This is a genomic window from Sphingomonas sp. (assembly GCF_042091075.1).
GTDB lineage: Bacteria > Pseudomonadota > Alphaproteobacteria > Sphingomonadales > Sphingomonadaceae > Sphingomonas.
The window spans coordinates 13,951-33,993 of the sequence record NZ_JBELIE010000015.1 but is presented as its reverse complement, the minus strand read 5'-3'; the positions used below and the strand labels follow the sequence as shown (position 1 = coordinate 33,993).

General features: G+C 67.1%; 18 protein-coding genes and 1 pseudogene. 10 read left to right on the top strand and 9 right to left on the bottom strand.

Annotation, left to right across the window (positions count from 1 at the left end):
• Positions 1-278: pseudogene (locus ACFDSW_RS02970) on the bottom strand (hypothetical protein); the annotation flags it as partial.
• 117 nt (positions 279-395) lie between these two features.
• The gene (locus tag ACFDSW_RS02965) at positions 396-1,718 is read right to left on the bottom strand and encodes a S8 family serine peptidase (RefSeq protein WP_375248781.1); all 1,323 of its coding nucleotides are present in this window, start codon (positions 1,716-1,718) and stop codon (positions 396-398) included.
• 79 nt (positions 1,719-1,797) lie between these two features.
• Between ACFDSW_RS02965 and ACFDSW_RS02960 the strand changes: the two genes are divergently transcribed.
• Both ACFDSW_RS02960 and ACFDSW_RS02955 read left to right on the top strand, forming a co-directional pair.
• Positions 1,798-2,277 carry an RNA polymerase sigma factor gene (locus ACFDSW_RS02960; protein ID WP_375248780.1) on the top strand — a complete coding sequence of 160 codons (480 nt, stop codon included), beginning with the start codon at positions 1,798-1,800 and terminating at the stop codon, positions 2,275-2,277.
• A 3-nt stretch (positions 2,278-2,280) separates the two neighbouring features.
• The gene (locus ACFDSW_RS02955; protein WP_375248779.1) at positions 2,281-2,997 is read left to right on the top strand and encodes a hypothetical protein; all 717 of its coding nucleotides are present in this window, start codon (positions 2,281-2,283) and stop codon (positions 2,995-2,997) included.
• 67 nt (positions 2,998-3,064) lie between these two features.
• Here ACFDSW_RS02955 and ACFDSW_RS02950 read toward each other — a convergent pair whose 3' ends face one another.
• Positions 3,065-4,123 (bottom strand): ferritin-like domain-containing protein, encoded by a 1,059-nt coding sequence (locus tag ACFDSW_RS02950; RefSeq protein WP_375248778.1) that lies wholly within the window; start codon positions 4,121-4,123, stop codon positions 3,065-3,067.
• A gap of 55 nt (positions 4,124-4,178) precedes the next feature.
• Positions 4,179-5,162, bottom strand: a complete 984-nt coding sequence (locus tag ACFDSW_RS02945) for a ferritin-like domain-containing protein (RefSeq protein ID WP_375248777.1) — start codon at positions 5,160-5,162, stop codon at positions 4,179-4,181.
• 107 nt (positions 5,163-5,269) lie between these two features.
• On the opposite strand from ACFDSW_RS02945, the gene ACFDSW_RS02940 reads away from it, so the two are divergent.
• The 4 genes from ACFDSW_RS02940 to ACFDSW_RS02925 all read left to right on the top strand — a co-directional run bounded on the left by ACFDSW_RS02940 (position 5,270) and on the right by ACFDSW_RS02925 (position 9,828).
• Positions 5,270-5,884, top strand: coding sequence for a sigma-70 family RNA polymerase sigma factor (locus ACFDSW_RS02940; protein WP_375248776.1), 615 nt, complete (start codon positions 5,270-5,272; stop codon positions 5,882-5,884).
• Complete coding sequence (locus ACFDSW_RS02935) at positions 5,874-6,596, top strand: anti-sigma factor domain-containing protein (protein WP_375248775.1); 723 nt, start codon at positions 5,874-5,876, stop codon at positions 6,594-6,596. Before ACFDSW_RS02940 ends, ACFDSW_RS02935 begins: the two co-directional genes overlap by 11 nt.
• Positions 6,597-6,727: 131 nt before the next feature.
• Positions 6,728-8,440: a DUF1800 family protein gene (locus ACFDSW_RS02930; protein WP_375248774.1), complete on the top strand. Its 1,713-nt coding sequence runs from the start codon at positions 6,728-6,730 to the stop codon at positions 8,438-8,440.
• Entirely contained in the window at positions 8,440-9,828 is a 1,389-nt protein-coding gene (locus tag ACFDSW_RS02925; protein WP_375248773.1) for a DUF1501 domain-containing protein, read from the top strand. Before ACFDSW_RS02930 ends, ACFDSW_RS02925 begins: the two co-directional genes overlap by 1 nt.
• Before the next feature lie 10 nt (positions 9,829-9,838).
• On the opposite strand, the gene ACFDSW_RS02920 is transcribed toward ACFDSW_RS02925, so the two are convergent.
• Entirely contained in the window at positions 9,839-10,633 is a 795-nt protein-coding gene (locus ACFDSW_RS02920) for a S1/P1 nuclease (protein ID WP_375248772.1), read from the bottom strand.
• A 244-nt stretch (positions 10,634-10,877) separates the two neighbouring features.
• On the opposite strand from ACFDSW_RS02920, the gene ACFDSW_RS02915 reads away from it, so the two are divergent.
• Positions 10,878-12,899, top strand: a complete 2,022-nt coding sequence (locus ACFDSW_RS02915; RefSeq protein ID WP_375248771.1) for an ATP-binding protein — start codon at positions 10,878-10,880, stop codon at positions 12,897-12,899.
• A 49-nt stretch (positions 12,900-12,948) separates the two neighbouring features.
• Here the strand turns inward: ACFDSW_RS02915 and ACFDSW_RS02910 are convergent, their stop codons facing one another.
• Positions 12,949-13,269, bottom strand: coding sequence for a DMT family transporter (locus ACFDSW_RS02910; protein ID WP_375248770.1), 321 nt, complete (start codon positions 13,267-13,269; stop codon positions 12,949-12,951).
• A gap of 274 nt (positions 13,270-13,543) precedes the next feature.
• Between ACFDSW_RS02910 and ACFDSW_RS02905 the strand changes: the two genes are divergently transcribed.
• From ACFDSW_RS02905 to ACFDSW_RS02895, 3 genes are read left to right on the top strand one after another with little or no spacing between them, the layout of a single operon-like run.
• Positions 13,544-16,294 (top strand): TonB-dependent receptor domain-containing protein, encoded by a 2,751-nt coding sequence (locus ACFDSW_RS02905; RefSeq protein ID WP_375248769.1) that lies wholly within the window; start codon positions 13,544-13,546, stop codon positions 16,292-16,294.
• 49 nt (positions 16,295-16,343) lie between these two features.
• Positions 16,344-17,903 carry a sodium:solute symporter gene (locus ACFDSW_RS02900; protein WP_375248768.1) on the top strand — a complete coding sequence of 520 codons (1,560 nt, stop codon included), beginning with the start codon at positions 16,344-16,346 and terminating at the stop codon, positions 17,901-17,903.
• A 13-nt stretch (positions 17,904-17,916) separates the two neighbouring features.
• On the top strand, positions 17,917-18,801 hold the full coding sequence (locus ACFDSW_RS02895) for an N-acetylmuramic acid 6-phosphate etherase (RefSeq protein ID WP_375248767.1): 885 nt from the start codon (positions 17,917-17,919) through the stop codon (positions 18,799-18,801).
• A gap of 31 nt (positions 18,802-18,832) precedes the next feature.
• On the opposite strand, the gene ACFDSW_RS02890 is transcribed toward ACFDSW_RS02895, so the two are convergent.
• The 3 genes from ACFDSW_RS02890 to ACFDSW_RS02880 form a co-directional block, all read right to left on the bottom strand.
• A complete protein-coding gene (locus ACFDSW_RS02890; RefSeq protein WP_375248766.1) occupies positions 18,833-19,507 on the bottom strand; it encodes a nitroreductase family protein in 675 nt (224 codons plus the stop codon).
• Positions 19,508-19,590: 83 nt separating this feature from the next.
• Positions 19,591-19,740, bottom strand: coding sequence for a hypothetical protein (locus ACFDSW_RS02885; protein ID WP_375248765.1), 150 nt, complete (start codon positions 19,738-19,740; stop codon positions 19,591-19,593).
• Positions 19,741-19,851: 111 nt separating this feature from the next.
• Positions 19,852-19,995: an entericidin A/B family lipoprotein gene (locus ACFDSW_RS02880; protein WP_375248764.1), complete on the bottom strand. Its 144-nt coding sequence runs from the start codon at positions 19,993-19,995 to the stop codon at positions 19,852-19,854.
• Between the last annotated feature and the right edge of the window lie 48 nt (positions 19,996-20,043).

The window sequence follows — 20,043 nt, the reverse complement described above, 5'->3', positions numbered from 1 at the left end:
ACCTTGCCTGATCGGGTGTCGACCGAGCGTGAGCCGCTGGCGCTGCCCGATCCGGTGATCCGGTTCGACGCGCCGCCCGTCGCGGAGCCGAGCCTGTGGTCGATCCCGCCGGCACCACCCAACGTGCTGCCGACCGTGCCGCCCAGGCCACCGGCACCGCCGAGCACGCCGCCGCCACCGCCGAGCAATTGCGCGGACGCGGGCAGGGTAGCCAGGCCGGTCACCAATGCCGCCGCGATCATCAGGCCGATCCGATGGGGATTGCCGTTGCTCATCATCTGTCTCCTTTTCATCGACAGGCCAGACGGCTGGGTTTCCGTCCGGCTTCTGAAAGAGCAACGACACCGTTCTGCCGTTTCATCCCGCCCGCTGTATTTTTTTTGGTGGCCTGTCGCTTATCTAAGCCCCACCGCGCGCGGCGCGATCGCGCAGCTTCCACATACCACGCCGCGGCCGACGCGGCCGTGGCCGGGGCGTGCTTCCGCCGCGAGGGCGTCGACCGTGCCCGCCAGTGCCAGCCGAGCGCTGACCAGCGGCGCCGCGAAACTGGTACCGCGCACGCGCCCCCATCCGCCGCCCGGCAGCGCGCCGACCATGTCCGCCCCCGGCGCGGCAAAATCGAGATGGAGGGGCTTGCCCGCCTCGATCAGCGCTCTGCCCCGCGCATCGACGCCGGTGACGGCGATCACGCCGGGGTAGGAGGCGGGATAGGCCGGTGGCGCGGCGGGACCGTCGTTGCCAACCGCCGCGACCAGCCGGATGCCGCGTGCCGCCAAAGCATGGACCCCCGCCGCCAGCACCGCGTTAGGCGGGCCGACCAGGCTGATGTTGATGACGCGCACGCCGCGTTGCGCCAGCCATCCCATCGCGCGCAGGATCGCGGCGGCAGAGCCGTTGCTCGCGTTGCCGCCATAGACGTCCGCCACCAACAGCGGCGTGCCCGGCGCGGCGCCGTGAAACGCGCCCACCCGACCGACCAGCAGCGAAGCCACGGCGGTGCCGTGCCCGCTGGGTCGCGGCGTACCCGCGAAGCCACGTTGCTCGATCATGACCCCCGCGAACGCGGCATGCTGGCCGACGCCACCGTCGATCAAGCCGATCGGTGCGCGGGTACCGGCTTCCGTGCTTCCCGCCGCCGGCGCGACACCGGGCAGCGGCGCGAGCGGCGCATGCGCGGGTTCGTAGATATGGTCGAAGCTGAACGTCGCGGCTGGATCGAGCGTGCGCAGCGTGTCGAGCGCCTTGCGCGGTGAGCGGCCGCTGGGCGGCGTGAGCGTGACGACGCCGATGTCGAGCGTCGAGGCACCGTCCGCTTCGGTGATCGTGAAGCCGGCGGCCCTGATCGCCGCCACCGCCCCCGGGGCCAGCCCGATGGCGAGGATCGTATCGCGGCGGATCGGATTGCCGTCATCATCCACGTCCAGCTCGGCACGATGATCGCGTACCAGCGCGCGCAGGCGGGCGCGGCGCAGCGACAGCAGATCGGCCGGGCTCAAATCCCGTATCGCGCCGTCGACCGCCATCAGCGGGCCGCCGAGATCACCGATGGCGCGCGCCGCGACGGAGGACGTCCCGCGCGGCAGATCCAGCAACGGGCCGGTCACGCCGCCCACCAGCGGGCCGACGGTGCCACCCACGCCGCCGCCGCCGAGCAATTGCGCGCTCGCCGGCGATACCAGCGCCAGGCCCGCGATGAGCACCCAAGGCTTGATCATCATCTTCCCTTTTTTTGCCGTTCAAGGGATGAAACGACAAGCGGGTGTCGTTTCATCCGTATGCGAACCGGACGGAGCATCCTTGCACGAGGTCGAACGACGCTTGCCCGACGTGCTGCCGCGGCTGCGGCGGTTCGCGCATGGGCTGACGCGCAGCCCCGCCGACGCGGACGATCTGGTGCAGGCGGCGGCGGAGCGGATGCTGCGCGCGCGCGACCAGTGGCAGGTCGGCAGCAACTTCGAGGCCTGGGCCTATCGCATCCTGCGCAACCTGTGGATCGATACGACGCGCGCGACACGCCGTCGCGATGCGCCGCTGGCGCCGGAGGAGCAGGGGCTGGCGGTCGGGATGGACGGGGGTGCGGAATCGCGGGTCGAGCTCTCCTACCTGATGCGGGCGCTGGCGCGGCTGCCCGACGAGCAGCGCGAGGCGGTGGCGCTGGTGATGATCGAGGGGCTGTCCTATGCGGACGCGGCGGGCGTCCTCGATATACCGATGGGGACGCTGACCAGCCGGCTGGTGCGTGGACGCCAGGCGTTGTTGGCGATGATGGAGGCATAGGCGATGGCCGACAGCGTTGATGAGGCCATGATCATCGCCTGGGTCGATGGCGAGCTGGACGATGCCACCGCCGCGCGCGTCGCGGCCCGGGCGGCGGCGGAACCAGCGCTGCGCGAGCTGGCGGAGCGGCATCGTGCGATGAAGGCGCGGTTCGCGGCGGCGTTCGATCCCCTCGCGCGATCCGCGCAGACCGTCAGCAGCCCGACCTCGCCCGCACCGGCCCCCATCATCTCGCTGGCGGCGGTCCGGGCGGAGCGTGCCGCCGCTGCCGCCCCGAGCGGCACGGCCCGGCGAGGCTGGTGGGGCGTCGGTGGCGCGATCGCTGCCAGCCTGATCGTCGGGGTCGTGATCGGCCACAATAGCCGCGTGCCCGTCGGTCTGGGCGATCGAACCGACGCGCTGGCGCTGGCCGCGCCGATCGGCGGCGCGCTCGACCGGCAATTGTCGGGTGAGGCGGGCCCGATACGGGTGAACCTCTCGTTTCGGGCGCAGGACGGTCGTCTGTGTCGTCGTTTCACCGGGCAGCATGTTGCCGGTGTGGCGTGTCGGGGGCCGTCCGCGTGGCAGCTACGCTACGCAGTGCCCGTGACGCATGCCGTCACCGATTATCGCATGGCGGGAGACGATGACGCGACCGCGCAGGTGGTCGATGCGATGATCGCTGGCGAGCCACTCGATCGTGCGGCGGAAGAGGCCGCGCGGCGCGGCGGCTGGCGGTAGGGTCAATCCAAAAAAAAGGACGCGGCGGGCAGGGGAGCACCGCCGCGTCGAGGAAGATACGGGTCGATCAGAGGCCGACGCGCAGGCTCGCGTTGGGATTGTTGGTCCCGTTCGGGAAGAAGCCGCCGCTGGTACGGTTGGCGCCCGTGGCGTTGAGATACACGATGTTGTGCACCTGCGCGCTCGACCGGCTGTAGGCGAGCCCGTTGCTGTTGGTCGGAACGATATTGGCGATCGGCGCCGCCGTCGTGCCGGCCAGTGCGATGCCCTGATCGTCATCGGCGCCGATGCCGCGGACGTCGTCATTGGTGGGGGTGCCGTCAAGCAGGTCACGCGCGTCGGAGATCTTGCCCGCGTTGGTGACGAGCGCACTGGTCGCGATGCCCTTTGCGGTCAGCACGGTGCGGACCAGCCCGGCGTGATAGGCTTCCGCCGCAAGGATGCCGGCGGCGGCCTCCAGATAGGTCTTGTTGGTCAACAGCGGCGCCGCGCCCTTGTACGCAGTGACGCCGACGTCCTCGAACAGGAAGGCGCCCAGCAAGAAGAGTTCTGGCGAAGCATAGGGGTTGAACGTGTCGGTGCTGCCGATCACCCCTGCCGCGCGGGCGGCTGCGGTGAACGCGCCATTGGCGTCGCCGGAGATATTGATGTTCGGCATCGCCACCGCCGCGCTGCCGAGCGCGGTGCGCAGGAACGCGACATGCGCCTGCTCGTCCGCCGCGATCTCACGCGCATAGGCGCCAACCAGCGGGTCGCTCGCGAAATTCACCTGCGCGCCACCGGTCACGGTGCCGCCCGCGGCGCCGCTGCCGCTGGACGTCAGGCTCGCCGGCAGGCCAGTGCCATTGACGGCGTAGAGATAGAATTGTGCTTCGAGATATTCCAGGTTCAGCGCGAGATTGAGGACGTCGCTGTCCGAGGGCGCCGCGCTGGTCGGGGTCGGCGATGGTGAGGGGGTCGGCGAGGGGATGGGAAGATCCTCGTCATTGTCGAAGCAGCCCGACAGCAATGCCGCGCCACCCGCGACGAGTGTGCTGGTGCCGGCGAATTTGAGGAACTGGCGGCGCGCGGCGCGTCGGGCGTCGGCGGCGGTCAGAATATCGAGAGCCTTGTGCGGATCGATCATGATTGAATTTCCCTGTGCATAGCGTCTGTTGAAGCGTGTTCGCGGCATCCGCCGGTCAACTGGTCGACCGGATGTTGCCGTTGACGCCATTGGGGAAGAAGCCACCCATGGTGGTGGTGGTGGAGCTGAGATAGACGATCTTCAGCACCTGGCCGGGCGACCGGCTGTACGCGAGACCGTTGCTGTTCAGCGGCGCGATGTTGGACACCGGCGCGCTTGCGGTACCGCTCGGGGCGATCCCCTGGTCATCGTCGATGCCAAGACCGCGGACCGCATCGTCGACCGTCGAGCCATCGAGCGTGTCGCGCGCCGCCGAAATCTTCTCGGTCGCGTCGATCAGCGCCTGTACGCCGCGCGCGTACAGCGTCGTCCGCACGATCGCGGCGTGATAGGCCTCCACCGCGAGAATGCCTGCCGCTGCCTCGAGGAAGGTCTTGTTGCTGATCAACGCCGCCGCGCCCTTATAGGCGGTGACGCCGACGTCTTCGAAGATGAACGCCCCGAGCAGGAAGTCGGTCGGGCTGCCATAGGGGTTGAACACCCCCGTCGAGCCGACCACGCCCGCGGCACGCGCAGCGGCGGTGAAGGGGCCGTTGGCATCGCCGGAAATGTTGATGTTGGGCATTGCTACCGCTGAACTGCCCAGCGCGGTGCGCAGGAAGGCGACATGCGCCTGCTCATCGGCGGCGATCTCGCGCGCATACGCACCGATCAACGTTTCGCCGGTGAAATTGACCGCCGCGCCGCCGGTTACGGTGCCGCCGGCCGCGCCACTGCCGCTCGTCGTCAGATTGGCGGGCAGACCCGCGCCATTGACTGCGTAGAGATAGAATTGCGCCTCGAGATATTCGAGGTTGAGCGCGAAATTCAGGATGTCCGCGTCAGTGACACTGGCCTGCGCCTTGGCCGGATCCGAATAAGCGAAGGCAGAGCCGACGGCAGCCGCGCCGATGGCGGCGGTGAAGAATGCGCGACGATCGGCGCGACGGCGCGATCGGGCTTCGAAGGTTTCGATCAATTGATCTTCTTGCGTGGTCACTTCGGCACCTCCCTTGGCCCGAGCGCAGAAACAAAACGATCTTTGCTTGATCGGGCGGTTGTAGATACGTTTCCGGCAATGAAGTGGATGCAGGGTCGTCAGGAATTATGGTGAAGCGTCCGGAACCGTACCCAGCGGACCCATCCGCGACGCTACGAGCCCGGCGGGAGGCCCTGCGCGGGGCGCTGATCGCCACCGGGTTCGCCGATCGCGTCGCGTTCCGCCGCGTCTATGATCTGACGGTCAGGAAGCTGTTTGGCATCTGCCTACGTATCTGCGGCGAACGACAGGCAGCGGAAGACGTCTTGCAGGAAGTCTATCTTACCATCTGGCGGCGGGCGGGATCGTTCGACGCGACGCGCGCCAGCCCGGTCACGTGGCTGGCGGCGATCGCTCGCAATCGCGCGCTCGACTGGCGGCGTGCCAATCGACGGCCGGCGCCCGACCCGCTTCCGGCGCCCGGCGCTGCGTGGCCCGGCGAGCCCGCCGACGATGCTGTCGAGGCCGACGAAGCGCTGATCAGCGAGGAGGAGGTGGCGCGGTTGCGGGCCTGCCTCGACGCGCTGGAGGATCGCCCGCGTGCGGCGATCCGCTCCGCGTTCATGGACGGGTTCACCTATTCGCAACTCGCGGAACGCGCCGAGGTGCCGTTGCCGACGATGAAGTCGATGGTACGACGCGCATTGCTTCGTTTACGGGATTGCCTCGACGATGACCGCTAACGATCGCCTTCTTGCCGCCGAACTTGTGCTGGGCCTGCTCGACGATGCCGATCGCGCGGCGGCGCTGGAGCGATTGCTCGCCGACCCCGCCTTCGCCGAAGAGGTGGCGTGGTGGCAGTTGAAGTTGGCGCCGTTGCTGGCCGAATACGCCGGTGCCACGCCGCCGCCGGCGCTGGAAGAGCGGATCGAGGCATTGCTGCGCGAACCTCACGAGCGGGATGGAACGGCACCCCTGGCGTTACCCGGCAAGAGCGCGCCTCGCTGGCGCTGGTTGGGCGCGGGGGTGGCGGGTGGCGCGATCGCGGCGTCCCTTGCGGCGATGCTGCTGATCCCGGCTTCCCCGCCCCCGATGCCAGTGCCCGTCGCCCCGGCGCAGCGCCCGCTGCTGGTCGCGGCACTGGCCCCCACACCGGGGCAGGAGCGCGCGCCGGTGGCGATCGTGATCGACCAGACGACACGAACGCTGCGGCTGGGCGGCGCGATCGAGGTGCCGGCGGGCCGCAGCGCGGAGTTTTGGCGGATCGGCCCGGACAAGGTGCCGGTGGCGCTGGGGATATTGCATACCGACGCGGCCGGGCGGATCACCCTGACCGTGCGGGAGCTGCCGCGCCCAACCGACACGATCGCGGTTTCAATCGAGCCGTTGGGCGGTGCGCCCGGCGCCGCGCCCACCGGGCCGGTGGTCGCAACCGGGGTGCTGGCCACCGCGTGACGGCGGCGCGTTGCGTCAAACCGACGCCGGCGCGCGCCGTAGCGATCGTGAAGGTTAGTTTTCGTTAACGACCCGTCGTTAGTGTCAGCGCTCGGGCCGGTGAGGGGTATCAGCACCGGGCAGGGGGTTCGATGCTGGACAGCGATGGATTGCGCGTGGCCGATGATCGCGGCACGCTGGCGGTTGATGCGGTAGCCACGCCGTCCGCGGTGAAGGCTGGCGGCGCGGCGTTGCCGGCGTTCTTGCTGGCGGCCTGCGGGGGCGGCGGCGGGGACGGTGCGACTTCCGGTACATCGTCGTCCACCACACCGGTGACGGTTGCCCCGGTCGCGCTGTCGGCGGCGCAGTCCAGCCGGTTTCTGGGCCAGGCCACGATGGGCGCGACCCGTGGCTCGATCGATGCGCTGGTGTCCCGGGGGTTCGAGGGCTGGTTGACCGATCAGTTCGCGATGCCGCGCGCGACGTCGCATTGGGATTGGCTGGTGAAGAACGGTTTCAACGTCACCGCCAACATGAATATCGAAACCGGGTTCGATCCGACGATGTGGCGCCAGCTGATCGCCGAGCCGGATCAGTTGCGGCAACGGGTCGGCATGGCGTTGCTGGACATGCTGGTGGTCGGCATCGGCGGCGTGAACCTGTCGTGGGCGCAATTCGCGATGGCGGCCTATGTCGATGTGCTGCTCGACAATGCGTTCGGCAGTTTCCGCACGCTGATCGGCGCGATCACCACCAACGCGGCGATGGCGTCTTTCCTGACCTTCCTCAACAACCGCAAGGCGAATGCCAATACCGGCGCACAACCGGACGAAAATTACGCGCGTGAGCTGATGCAGCTGTTCACGCTGGGGCTGTACCAGCTGAACATGGATGGCAGCGTGAAGACGTCGGGCGGCGTACCGCTCGAAACCTATGGACAGGCGGATGTGACCGGCCTTGCGCGCGTGTTCACCGGGCTGCAACTGGCGTCCAACGACAATACCACCCCCGATCGGATGCGGCAGCCGCTGGTGATGAACGCGGGGCTCAACGAAACCGGCACGTCGACCTTTCTGGGTACCACCGTCTCGGGCGGGGGCATGGCGGCGATCAACGCCGCGCTCGATGCCATCGTCGCGCATCCCAATGTGCCGCCGTTCGTGTCAAAGCAGCTGATCCAGCGATTGGTGACCAGCAATCCGTCACCCGCCTACATTCAGCGCGTCGCGACCGTCTTCGCCGACAATGGCAGCGGCGTGCGCGGGGACATGAAGGCAGTGATCCGCGCGATCCTGCTCGACAGCGAGGCGCGTGGCGACGCCGCGCTCTCCAGCGCCAGCGCGGGCAAGCTGCGTGAGCCGGTGATGCGCCTGACCGGCTGGGCGCGCGCCTATGGCGTTACCTCGCCGTCGAATGCCTGGGCGATCGGGGATACGTCCAGCCCGTCATCGCGCCTGGGCCAGTCGATGGGGCGCAGCCCGTCGGTGTTCAACTTCTTCCGCCCCGGCTATGCGCCCCCCGACACCGCGATCGCCGGGGCGGGGCTGGTCGCGCCCGAATTCCAGATCACCAACGAACAGTCGGTGGTCGCCTATGTCAACTATATGAGCACGCTGGTGGCGAACGGCACCGGCGATATGAAGCCGGACTATACCGCACTCGCCGCCAAGGCGTCCGACAGCGCCGCGCTGGTCGACGAGGTCAACCTCGTCCTGGCGGCGGGGCAATTGGGCAGCGACGCGATCACCGCGATCCGCGCCGCGGTCGACAGCGTCGCGAGCACCGCCACCAACGCCGCGACGCTGCGCACGCAGATCGCGATCCTCCTGACGCTTGCGTCGCCCGAATATCTGACGGTGAAGTGATGAGCCGCTTCCAGCACGATCAATCGCGCCGCGCCTTCCTGCGGCGTACCGGCCAACTGGCGCTCGCGGGCACCGCCGCTCCCTTCCTGACGACCTTGTCCGCGATCGGTGACGCCGCCGCCGCGACCGCGACTGATTACAAGGCGCTGGTGTGCGTCTATCTGGCGGGCGGCAACGATTACGCGAACACGGTGGTGCCTTACGACCAGGCGAGCTACAACGCCTATTGGGCGGCGCGCGCCAATATCGGCCTGCAGCGCGACGCGCTGGCCAATACGCTGCTCACCCCGCGCACTGGGCTGGATGGCGGGCGGCAATATGCGCTGGCGCCGACGATGGGCGGCCTTGCGTCGTTGTTCGCCGACGGCAAGGCAGCAGTGGTGCTGAATCTCGGCACGCTCGTTCAGCCCACCACCAAGGCGCAATATCAGCAGAATTCGGTGAAGCTGCCGCCGAAGCTGTTCAGCCACAACGATCAGACGAGCTATTTCCAGGCATCCAGTCCCGAAGGCGCGACCAGCGGCTGGGGTGGGCGCATGGGCGACCTGTTCATGAGCGGGAACGGCGCCTCCACGCTCACCTGCGTCAATACCAGCGGCAATGCCGTCTTCCTCGCGGGGAAGCAGGCCGTCCAATATGCGGTGGGCACCGGCGGGCCGGTCGCGCTGCTCAACAATGCCAAGTCGCTGTACGGATCGTCGACCGCCGCCACCACGCTGCGCACGTTGATGACCGCGCAGAGCACGCAGATGTTCGCCAATGAACATGCGCGCGTATCGAAGCGCGCGCTGGATACCTATGCCACGCTGTCGAGCGCGCTGGGGGCGGCCCCGGCATCGGGCTTCCCGCTCTTCCCCAGCAACAACAGCCTTGCCGATCAGCTGCGGATGGTGGCGCGGATGATCACCGCGTCGCAGACGCTGGGCATCCGGCGGCAGGTGTTTTTCGTCTCGATCGGCGGGTTCGACATGCACGATCTGCTGATGGCGCAGCATCCCACGCTGATCGGCAAGGTGTCCGATGCGATGAAGGCCTTTTACGATACGACGGTGGCGATGGGCGTCGCGCAACAGGTGACCAGCTTCACCGCGTCTGATTTCGGGCGCACGCTGCAGTCGAACGACGACGGTTCGGATCATGGCTGGGGCAGCCACCATTTCGTGATGGGCGGCGCGGTGGCGGGGCAGCGCTTCTACGGGCGGGCGCCGGTCGTTGGTAACAATACCGCTGACGATGTGGGGCAGGGGCGGCTGTTGCCCGCGGTTTCGGTCGACCAATATGCCGCGACCCTGGCATCATGGTTCGGCGTCGGGGCGGGCGACATGCGCACCGTCCTGCCCAATATCGGCAATTACGACAGCTCGACCTGGAACCTCGGCTTCGTATGACCTCGGCGGGCTAGCGGAACAGCGCGTTGAGATAGGCGGCAAGGCGGATGCCGCCCTTTTCCAGTTGCACCTCCATGCGCGGGGTGTTTCGATAGATATAGCTGTAGCCCAGCGCCGTTTCCCCGCTGGCGGGGTAGATCTGATCGCGCACCGCCACCGCGTCGGCGATCCACTGCCGGGGATCGGTATCGCTCCATTCGCGTACCAGCGCGGGCGTGATCCGCGCGTTGAGCCACGCGGCCATTTCCGAATAGGAAAGCTGTTCGTCGTCGATCAGTTCGACGTCCCAGACGCTGTGCAGATTGGTCGGCTTGCCGAACCACGTTACCTTCAGGTCGTTTCCGCCGCGATCGACGCCGTTGCCGCTGTGCAGTGGTTGCGCGAGGTCGCCGACGATATGGATGACGAAGCGCAGCGCGTGGCGCTTGTCCTCGATCGTGGCGCGCGGGTCGCGCAATGTCGCGCTGAAGCGCGTCAGCGCGACGACCGCGTCGCCTTCCGGCGGCGGGACCGTCTCCGCATAGCTCTTGCCGCTCGGAACGGTGACGTAATGCCACGGGCTCGCCTGCCGCTGCCAATATGGCTCAGGGCTCGATTTCATGAAATCGGGCCAGTTCGACGCTTCCGCCATCGTTTCGACGCCAAGGATGCGGGTGACCTGTGCACGGGCGCGTCGTGACAGATGGGCGTCGCCGATCTGCGCGATGACGCGATGGCCAGTCTTGCCCCAGGCGAGTGCCTGGCTCGGACAAGAGGCGATCAAAAGCGCCGCGATCAGCATCTTGTGCATGATCGGTGCCTGCACGTGCCTGATATGCCTGGCAAGTGATTCGAAAGGCGTGATCTTCCTTTTGGGGCGTGCAGCCCGCCGCGCGCGCCCATGTCGCCGCCGGCGATGTGCCGCCCGGGATAAAGCCGACGATACATGACGCCGTCATCAAATGGATGTACCCAAAATGAATGCACCGGGACTCGGCGCGAGTCCGCCAGCAGGAAAGGTAACGGTGGGACAGGCCGGACCAGTTTCAACGACGCCGGGGGGTGGCGCGATGTCGCCGCTGGACGATTTGCTGTCGTTTCGATCGATGTTCGATGCCGTGCCGCATATCGTCTGGATCGCGGATGCGAATGGGCAGATCGTGTTCCTCAATCGCCAGTTCGCACGCTACACCGGAACCGCCGATCGGTCGAAGCTGCTCGTGAAATCCGCGGGCGGGATTGTCGAGGGGGTCGTTCACCCGGAGGATGCCCCGCATCTCATCGCATCGTTCGCCTATGCGCGCGCGACCGGGATGCCGCATGCGTGCGAACATCGCATCCGCTCCGCGACGGGCGACTATCGCTGGTTCCTCGATCGCGCGAATCCATGGCGGAACCCCGCCACCGGGGAAGTGCTGCGCTGGGTGGGATCGTCGGTCGATATTCATGACCGCAGGCTTGCGGAGGAGGGGCTGCGCGATCTGAACGCGACGCTCGAACGCCGCGTGGCGGAGCGTACCGCCGAGCGCAACCTGCTGACGCAGCTCATCGAATCGACTGACGTCATGGTGATGGCGATTGATCTTGGGTATCGCGTGCTGGCGATCAACGCCGCCAATGCCGACGAATTCCAGCGGATCTTCGGCGTTCGCCCGCGTGCGGGTGACAATTTGCTGGCGCTGCTGGCGGATCGCCCCGATTTGCAGGCGCGGGTCCGCGACGGCTGGGCGCGCGGCATGCAGGGGCGGCAGGCCACTTTCGTCGACGGTTTCGGCGACCCCGATCACGCGCAATCCTATCATGAGGTCACGTTCCGCCCTCTGTTTGACGGGGCGGGGCGGCAGACCGGCGTCTATCAATTCGTCACCGATGTGACGCGGCGGCTGCGGCGCGAGGCGCAGCTGCTGGAAGCGCAGGAAGCGCTGCGTCAGGCGCAGAAGATGGAGGCGATGGGCCAGCTGACCGGCGGCGTCGCCCACGATTTCAACAATCTGCTGACGCCGATCGTCGGGGCGCTGGATCTGTTGCAGCGGATGGAATTGGGCAACGACCGTACCCGGCGGCTGATTGCGGGGGCGGCGCAATCGGCGGATCGCGCCAAAACGCTGGTACAGCGGCTGCTTGCCTTCGCGCGGCGCCAGCCGCTGCAACTCGTCCCGGTCGATATGGCGGGGCTGATCGCCGGGATGCGCGACTTGATCGACAGCACGACCGGGCCGCGGATCATGGTCGAGGTCCATGCCCCGGCCGGCCTGCCGTGCGCGCGGGCCGACCCCAACCAGCTCGAAATGGCATTGCTCAACCTGGCGGTGAATGCGCGCGACGCGATGCCGGCGGGCGGCACGCTGCGGATCGATGTCGCGCTGGAGCCGATTGTCGCGGAGACGGCCCTGCCGCTGTCGCCCGGCGATTATCTGCGTCTGTCGGTAGCGGACAGCGGCACCGGCATGGATCAGGCGACCCTGACGCGCGCGGTGGAGCCATTCTTTTCCACCAAGGGCATCGGCAAGGGCACCGGTCTGGGCCTGTCGATGGTGCATGGACTGGCCTCGCAGCTCGGCGGCGCCTTGACGATCCGCAGCGCGCTGGGCAGCGGCACGGTGATCGATCTATGGCTGCCATTGTGCGAGCCCCCGCTGGAGGCGATCGTGATCGCCCCCCAGGCGGCGGAGGTGGACGCATCGCGGGCGCGTCGCATCCTGCTGGTCGACGATGAGGATCTGGTCCGCGCATCGACGGCCGACATATTGCAGGACCTGGGCCATCAGGTGGTCGAAACCGCCTCCGCCGACGAGGCGCAGCGGCTGCTGGACCGGGGTGAGCGATTCGATGTGCTCGTCACCGACCACCTGATGCCCGGGATGACCGGGATCGATCTGGCGGCGCGGGTGCGTCGAAGCTGCCCCGACATCGCGATCCTGCTGGTGTCGGGCTATACCGGGGCGGCGTTCGATGGCGCTGTCGCCGGCCTGACGCCGCTGACCAAGCCGTTCCGCAAGGACGACATGGCGTCCGCGCTCGCGCAATGCCTGGCGGAGCGCCCGATCGTTGCCACTGAGACGCACATGACGGGGTTGAGCGGTACTGAATGAACCCACGTCGGACGGCGACGCTGCATCTCGGTCCTTTTGGGGCGCAGTGTCAGCTGGTGGCGAAGAATTTCGTGCCGACGACGCCAATGATGATCAGGCCGATGAACATGCCTTGCGTGGCGTTGATCCTCTCACCGAACAGCATCGCGCCCAGGATCGTCACGCCGACCGCGCCGAGCCCGGTCCAGACCGCATAGGCGGTTCCGGCCGGCAATCCGCGCATCGCGAGGGCGAGCAGCCCCATGTTGACGAAGCTCAGCGTCACCGGCACCGCCGATACCAGCAACCCGCCGCGCATCGCGGCCCATTTCAGGCTGAGCGCCCACACTATCTCGGTTATCACGGCAATGCCGAGGACGAGCCACGCCATCCGGCTTCTCCAACGATGCGGGCTCGAAAACGGGCGCGGCGGCCGGAAACCCGAAAGAGGCGCGCGCGACGGGCGCGGCGATATAGGGCCGCATCCCGGTCCGCAAGGGATGGGCTGCGTCAAACCCGGCGGTTATCGATCACAAACCGCAAATGAATGACACCAATAGCAGACCGGTACTTTACAGCTATACGACATCACCGATACCTAGTGGTATGCGAACAGGGCGGGTGATCGCCCGTCGCGCGATGAGATTATCTGGGGAGTGGGGTCGATGAAGCTGCGTCCGCAACGCCATGCCGTCGCTGTTGCCGCGATGGCGGTGTCCTTGTGCCATGGGCCGGCATTCGCGCAAGCGGCGCCGCAGCCCAGCACCGCCCTGCCGAGCGAAGCGGCCGCCGATCCTGTCGCCGACCCCGATATCGTCGTTACCGGCACGCGCATCCCGGTGCCGGGGCTGACCAGCAGCAGCCCTGTCGCATCCACCACCGAGCAGCAGATCAGGCTGCAATCCGCCCTGACGATCGAGGATTTTTCCACCAAGCTGCCGCAATTGTCGGGCGGGGTGCGTCAGGGATCGCAGGGCAGCGACGCCTTTGGCGCGCAAGTGCTGGAACTGCGCAATTTCGGTCAGAGCCGGTCACTGGTGCTGATCGACGGCACGCGCGCGGCGCCGTTCAGCTTCCGCAACTCGGTCGACGTCAACAGCATTCCCGCCTCGCTGATCAAGCGCACCGACGTGCTGACCGGCGGTGCGGCGGCGGTCTATGGCGCGGATGCGGTCGCGGGGGTCGTCAATTTCATCCTCAACGACGATTTCAAGGGCATTCGCGGTAGCGCGGTGGGCCGCCTGTCGACCAACGGCGGTGCGCAATATGGCGCATCGATCATGCTGGGGCAGGGGCTGGGCGATCGCGGCAACATCGTCATCGCGGCGGACTATACGCAGCGCGATCTGATCCGCGCCGGACAGCGCGACTGGGCCGCGACGCCGACGCAGACGATCCCCGCGATCGGCGGCGTCTTCACCGACGTGGCGAGCGGGCGCCGGTTCGGTTTCACGGACAATGGCGAATTCACGACCAGCCCGACCGGTGTGTCAAACCTGTCGTCGAACTATCCGCTGGTGTCTCCGCTGAAGCGGATCAACGTTGCCGCGCTGTACAAGTATCAGATCGTGCCGGCGGTCGAGCTCTATGGGCGCGCGATGTACACCAATACGCGCACCAGCGAGACCGGCACGCCCGGGGCAACGCCGGTGTCGGTAAACCGCACCGTATCGATCAGCGCGACGAACCCGTTCCTCACCGATCCGATCCGCAACCAGCTGACCTTCGTCAATGGTGCGGCGCAGGTGAATGTCGTCCGCTCGCTCGCCGAACTCGGGCTGGTCACCTACGAAACCGAGCGCAACACCGTGCAGGTGCAGACGGGGCTGCGCGGCCCGCTGAGCGATGCGATCCGCTGGAATGTTTATGCGCAATATGGCCGCTCGACCGAAAACTCGCTGATCACCGGCGACGGGTTGGTGACGAACAGCGCGGGCGCGAACAATTTCGCGGCGGTGGCCAATACGGTCAACATCTTCGGCCCCAATCAACCGGGGATCGCGGGCGCGCTGGGGTCCCCGATCAACGGCTTCAACCGCAAGCGCGACCAGTTCGTCGCCGCCGGGACGATCAGCGGCACGCTGGAAGAGCTGTTCGCGCTTCCCGCCGGCCCGATCGGCTTCGCGGTCGGCGTCGAATATCGCCGGGAGACTGCCAGCATCGATCAGGATACCGCGCTGCTGACCGGCAATACCTATCGGCAGGGGGTGCAGGCCGCCTATCGCGGGGCGTTCGATGTGAAGGAGCTGTATGGCGAGATCCTGGTCCCGCTGCTCCACGATCTGCCGCTGATCCGGAAGTTGAGCGCGGGGGGCGCCTATCGCCTTTCCGACTATAACCTGTTCGGCACGCGCGGCACCTGGAAGGTCGAGGGCAATTGGGAAGTCGATCGCAACCTGCGGTTGCGCGGCACCTATCAGCGCGTATTGCGCACGCCCAATTTCGGGGAGTTCGCCGCCGGCCTGTCGTCGCTGCCGTTCAGCAATCTCGTCACCGTCGACCGGCTGAAGCCGCGATACGGCGGTGATCCCTGCGTGCTGGGCACCGGGGATCGCGCGCAGTGCCAGCGGTTCGGCGCGCCCGCGGCGGGATCGGCGAACTCGACCGCGCCGGGGTATCTGACCGGCCAATATTATTATGGTGGCAACCCCGATCTGCAGCCCGAGACCGGTTATACCACCACCGCCGGCGTGGTGATCACGCCGACGTTCGTGCCGGGGCTGAACCTCACGGTCGACTGGTATCAGCTCGATCTGCGCGGCGCGGTGGGCGTCATTCAGCCGATCGCCGCGATCACCAGCTGCTATGTCACCAATCCCAGCGCGGGCAATCCGCTGTGTCAGCTAGTCACCCGGAACGCCGACGGTTCGTTCCGCGACGCCTTCGTCAACAACCAGAATCTCGGCCGGCTGTTGCAGCGCGGGCTGGACATCACCGCCAGCTACACGCTGCGCGGCGACTGGGTGCCGGGCAATGGGCTGCGCTTTGGCTATTCCGGCAATATCGTCACCTCCTACGAGATCCAGGCCAATCCCACCGTCGCGACGGTGCAGTGCAAGGGGACGTTCGGTGCGACCTGTTCCAGCGACGGCACGACTTTGGTCCAGCCCGCTTATCGCCACACCGCCGGCGTCGGCGTTCTGATGGACAAGGGTGTGATCCAGTTCGACTGGAACCGGATCGGCAAGGTGCGCTCGAGCACCGTCGGGTCCACCGCGACGATCCCGGCCCAGAACCTGTTCGACCTGTCCGCCAGCTATGATTTCGAACCGGGCATCACGATGACGGCCGGCATCTACAATATGTTCGACAAGGATCCGCCCTTCGTCGCCTCGGGGGGCGTGTTCAACACCTTCCCGGATACCTATGAGATCCTCGGGCGGACGATCGGCCTGTCGCTGACGGCGCGGTATTGACGGGGATGCGGCGCGGGTTCCTCTTTCGATCCCGGCAATATTGTCCGTGATGACCTTGCCTTTCTCGCTCGCCGACTGGCTGGTCATCGGGGCCTATTTGTTGCTGCTACTGGCCGGCGGCTGGATCTTCACGCCGCGCAGCACCGCGACGGCGCATGACTATTTCCTCGCCGGCGGCAACGTGCCGGCATGGCTCGCTGCGATTTCGGTGCTGTCGGCGACGCAATCGGCCGCGACCTTCCTGGGGGGACCGGATTACGGCTATCGCGGCGACCTGACCTATCTGTCGGGTAATATCGGCGCGTTGCTGGGTGCGGTGTTCGTCGCGCATGTGATGATTCCGCGTTTCTACGCGATCGAAGCGACCACCGCCTATGAGTTGCTGACCCGTCGCTTCAGCATCCGCGCCACCCGCTGGGCGGGGGGCATGTTCCTGATCGGGCGGATCTTCGCTGGCGGCGCGCGGGTCTATCTGGCGGCGATCGCGCTCGCGATGGTCATCACCGGGACGGTGGAGGCGTCGGGGATCATGATCGCGGCGGCGTTGCTGATCGTCGCGAGTGTGCTGTTCACCTTCGTCGGCGGGTTGCGGTCGGTCCTGTGGAACGACCTGATCCAGTTCGTCGTCTATCTCGGCTCCGCACTGGCGGTGGTGGTGTTCCTGCGCCTCTCGATCCCGGCCTCCACCGCGGAGATTGTCGCCGGGCTGGCGCATACGCCGGAGGGCGTCGACAAGCTGCGGCTGTTCGACTTCTCGATCGATCCGTCGCGGCCCTTTTCCATGCTGGCGGTCGTCACCGGGCTGGCGCTGCTTTATATCGCCAATGCGGGTATGGATCAGGACACGACCCAGCGGCTATTGGCATGCGAGGATGCCAGGACGGGCGCGCGCGGCCTGTATCTTTCGGTATTCGCGACGGTGCCGGTGGTCGCTGTGTTCATCCTGATCGGGCTGTTGCTGTACGTTTTCTACGACCGGCCAGACCTGATGCGGGGGGCGGGCGCGGTGGCGGGCAACCGCTTCGGCGGGGAGAAGATCAGTATCTTCATGCACTATATCCTGACGCAACTGCCTGGGGGACTGCGCGGTCTGGTCACGATCGGCATTTGCGCGGCGGCGGTCGCGACGACCAATTCGGCGCTCAATGCGATGTCATCGGTGCTGGTGCAGGATTTCTACCGCCCGTGGCGGGAACGGCGCGGAACGGTCGCGGAGCGCCATTATGTGCAGGCCGGTCGCGCCGGCATGGGAGTGATCGGCGTGGCGATGCTCGCCATGGCGGTGGTGTCCTATTACTGGCAGCGGCATAGCGGCATGGGGCTGCTGGAATTCGCCTTGCAGGTGATGGTGTTCACCTATGCGGGGTTGCTGGGCGTCTATTTCACCGCGCTGTTCACGACACGCGGTACGACCGGATCGGTGATCGCGGCGTTGCTGATCGGTTTCGTCGCCGTCGTGGTGCTCCAGCCGGCGGTGGCGGAGGCACTGGCTCTGCCGCTCGCCTTGCGCTCGCTGTCCTTTCCCTTTCAGCTGTGCCTCGCCGCCGCGATCGCCTTCGCGGTGTGCGCCGCTCCCTCGGGCACGGCCGCCCGTCCCGCCACTCGATGACGCCGGAGATGCCATGAACACCGAAGCGCTCGCCCCTCGCTACCGCGACCTTGAAAGCTGGCCGACCGCGCTGGCGGTGGAGGCGATGTTGGAGGGGCAGATGGCGGCGGTCGCCGCCGTCCAGTCGCAGGCTGCCGCGATCGCGCAAGCAGCGGAGGCGGCGGCGGCGCGGCTGGGGCGCAGCGGTCGGCTGATCTTCGTCGGCGCGGGCACGTCGGGCCGACTGGCGGTGCAGGACGGTACCGAGCTTCACCCCACGTTCGGTTGGCCGATCGAGCGGATGGCGTTCCTGATGGCCGGTGGACTGCGCGCGATGACGCAGGCGATCGAAGGCGCCGAGGACGATGCCGACGCCGGTCGCGTCGCGATCGATGAAGCGATGGCCGGGCATGACGATGTCGTGATCGGTGTCGCCGCCAGCGGACGCACGCCCTTCACCCTGGGCGCGATCGAGGCGGCGCGGACGCGCGGCGCGTTGACCATCGGCATCGCGAACAACCGCGACACCGTGCTGCTGACCGCAGCCGAACACGCGATCTGTGCGGAGACCGGCAGCGAGGTGGTCGCCGGCTCGACGCGGATGAAGGCCGGCACCGCGCAGAAGGTGGTGCTGAACCTGCTCTCCACCGCGATCATGATCCGGCTCGGCTTCGTCTACGAAGGTCGGATGGTCGCGATGCGGGTGTCGAACCGCAAGCTGCTGAACCGCGCGCGGATCATGGTCGCGGACCTGTCGGGCGCCGATGCCGATGCAGCGGCGGCGGCGCTGGAGGCGGCCGACCGCGATATCCGTCTTGCGATCCTGCTGGCACGCGGCGTCGCCCCTGACGCGGCACGCGCCGCTCTGGAGGCGCAGGCGGGCAATTTAGGCGCCGCGATCGAGGCGTTGGGGGGGTGATCCGGCGCCGCGGGCGGGGCGCGGTCGTGGTTTATTCGAAGCCGACGAAAACCGCCGCTTCGTCCACCGATTTGCGTCGCGACACCACGGCGTTGGCGGGAAAGCTGTCATCGGGCCAGCCCAGCGCGATGCTTTTCATGATGACCTGATCAGCCGCAATGCCGGCATGCTCACGCACTACCGGCGACTGCATGATCCCCTGGCTGTTGATCACCGTGCCAAGACCGCGCGACCAGGCGGCATTGACCAGCGCATTGGTGACCGCGCCGCAATCGAACGGGGCGTCGTCGCTGCCGTCGAGCAGTCGATCAAATGTGACGATCACGCATACCGGCGCGTCGAACTGGCGAAAGCCGCGCATCACCCAGTCCTGACGCTTTTCCTTGTCATCCCGCGCGATTCCCATCGCCGCGAACAATTGCTTGGCGACATCGACCTGCCGCTCGCGATGATGTTCGGTAAAGGCGTTGCCGGTGCGGAACTCGCGGGACTGCGGCACGCCTGCCAGCATCCGTTCGGTATTGCCCTGGCGGATCCGTTCGAGCGGCTCGCCGGTGACGACATAGAAATTCCAGGGCTGGCTGTTCATCGATGACGGGGCACGCAGCGCCAGCGCGATGATCTCCTCGATCAACGATTGCGGCACGGGTTCGGGCTTGTAGCCCCGGATGCTGCGGCGCCCGAGCACCACGTCGTCAAAGGTCATCAAGCGATCATCTCCTCGCGGCGACTATGCTCGACCCGGGGGCGATCCGGCAAGCGGCGCGCATCGCGCCGGCGGCGATGCCGTCATCCGGTCCGGTCGAACAGTCCGCTGACGTAAATCAGAATCCCCATCGTCACGACCAGCAGAAAGGCGAGATAGACCAGCCCGGCACGGCGCGGCTCTTTTGCAGCGGGGTGTTCGACGAGCGAGTCCCGGGTGTCGTCGGCATCCATGATCGCTCTCCCATATGTCCGCGGGCACAACGGCCGGGGGTGGCGGTACGATCCGCCGCGCTCGCGAAAACGGGGCCGGTGTGGGCCGGCCCCGTCAGGTCATTTCTCAGATTATTTCTTCGCATTCTCGCCCGATGCATCGGATACCGCGCCGCCAGCGGATTGCAGATCCTCGCCAGCGCCATTGACGGTGTTGCACGCCGCCAGCGCGAGCATCGCGCCCAGAGCGGTCGTCAGAATGAACTTGCGGGTCATATCTTGTCCTTTCCCATGTCCTTGGGGGTGTGGCGGGCCGGATACGCT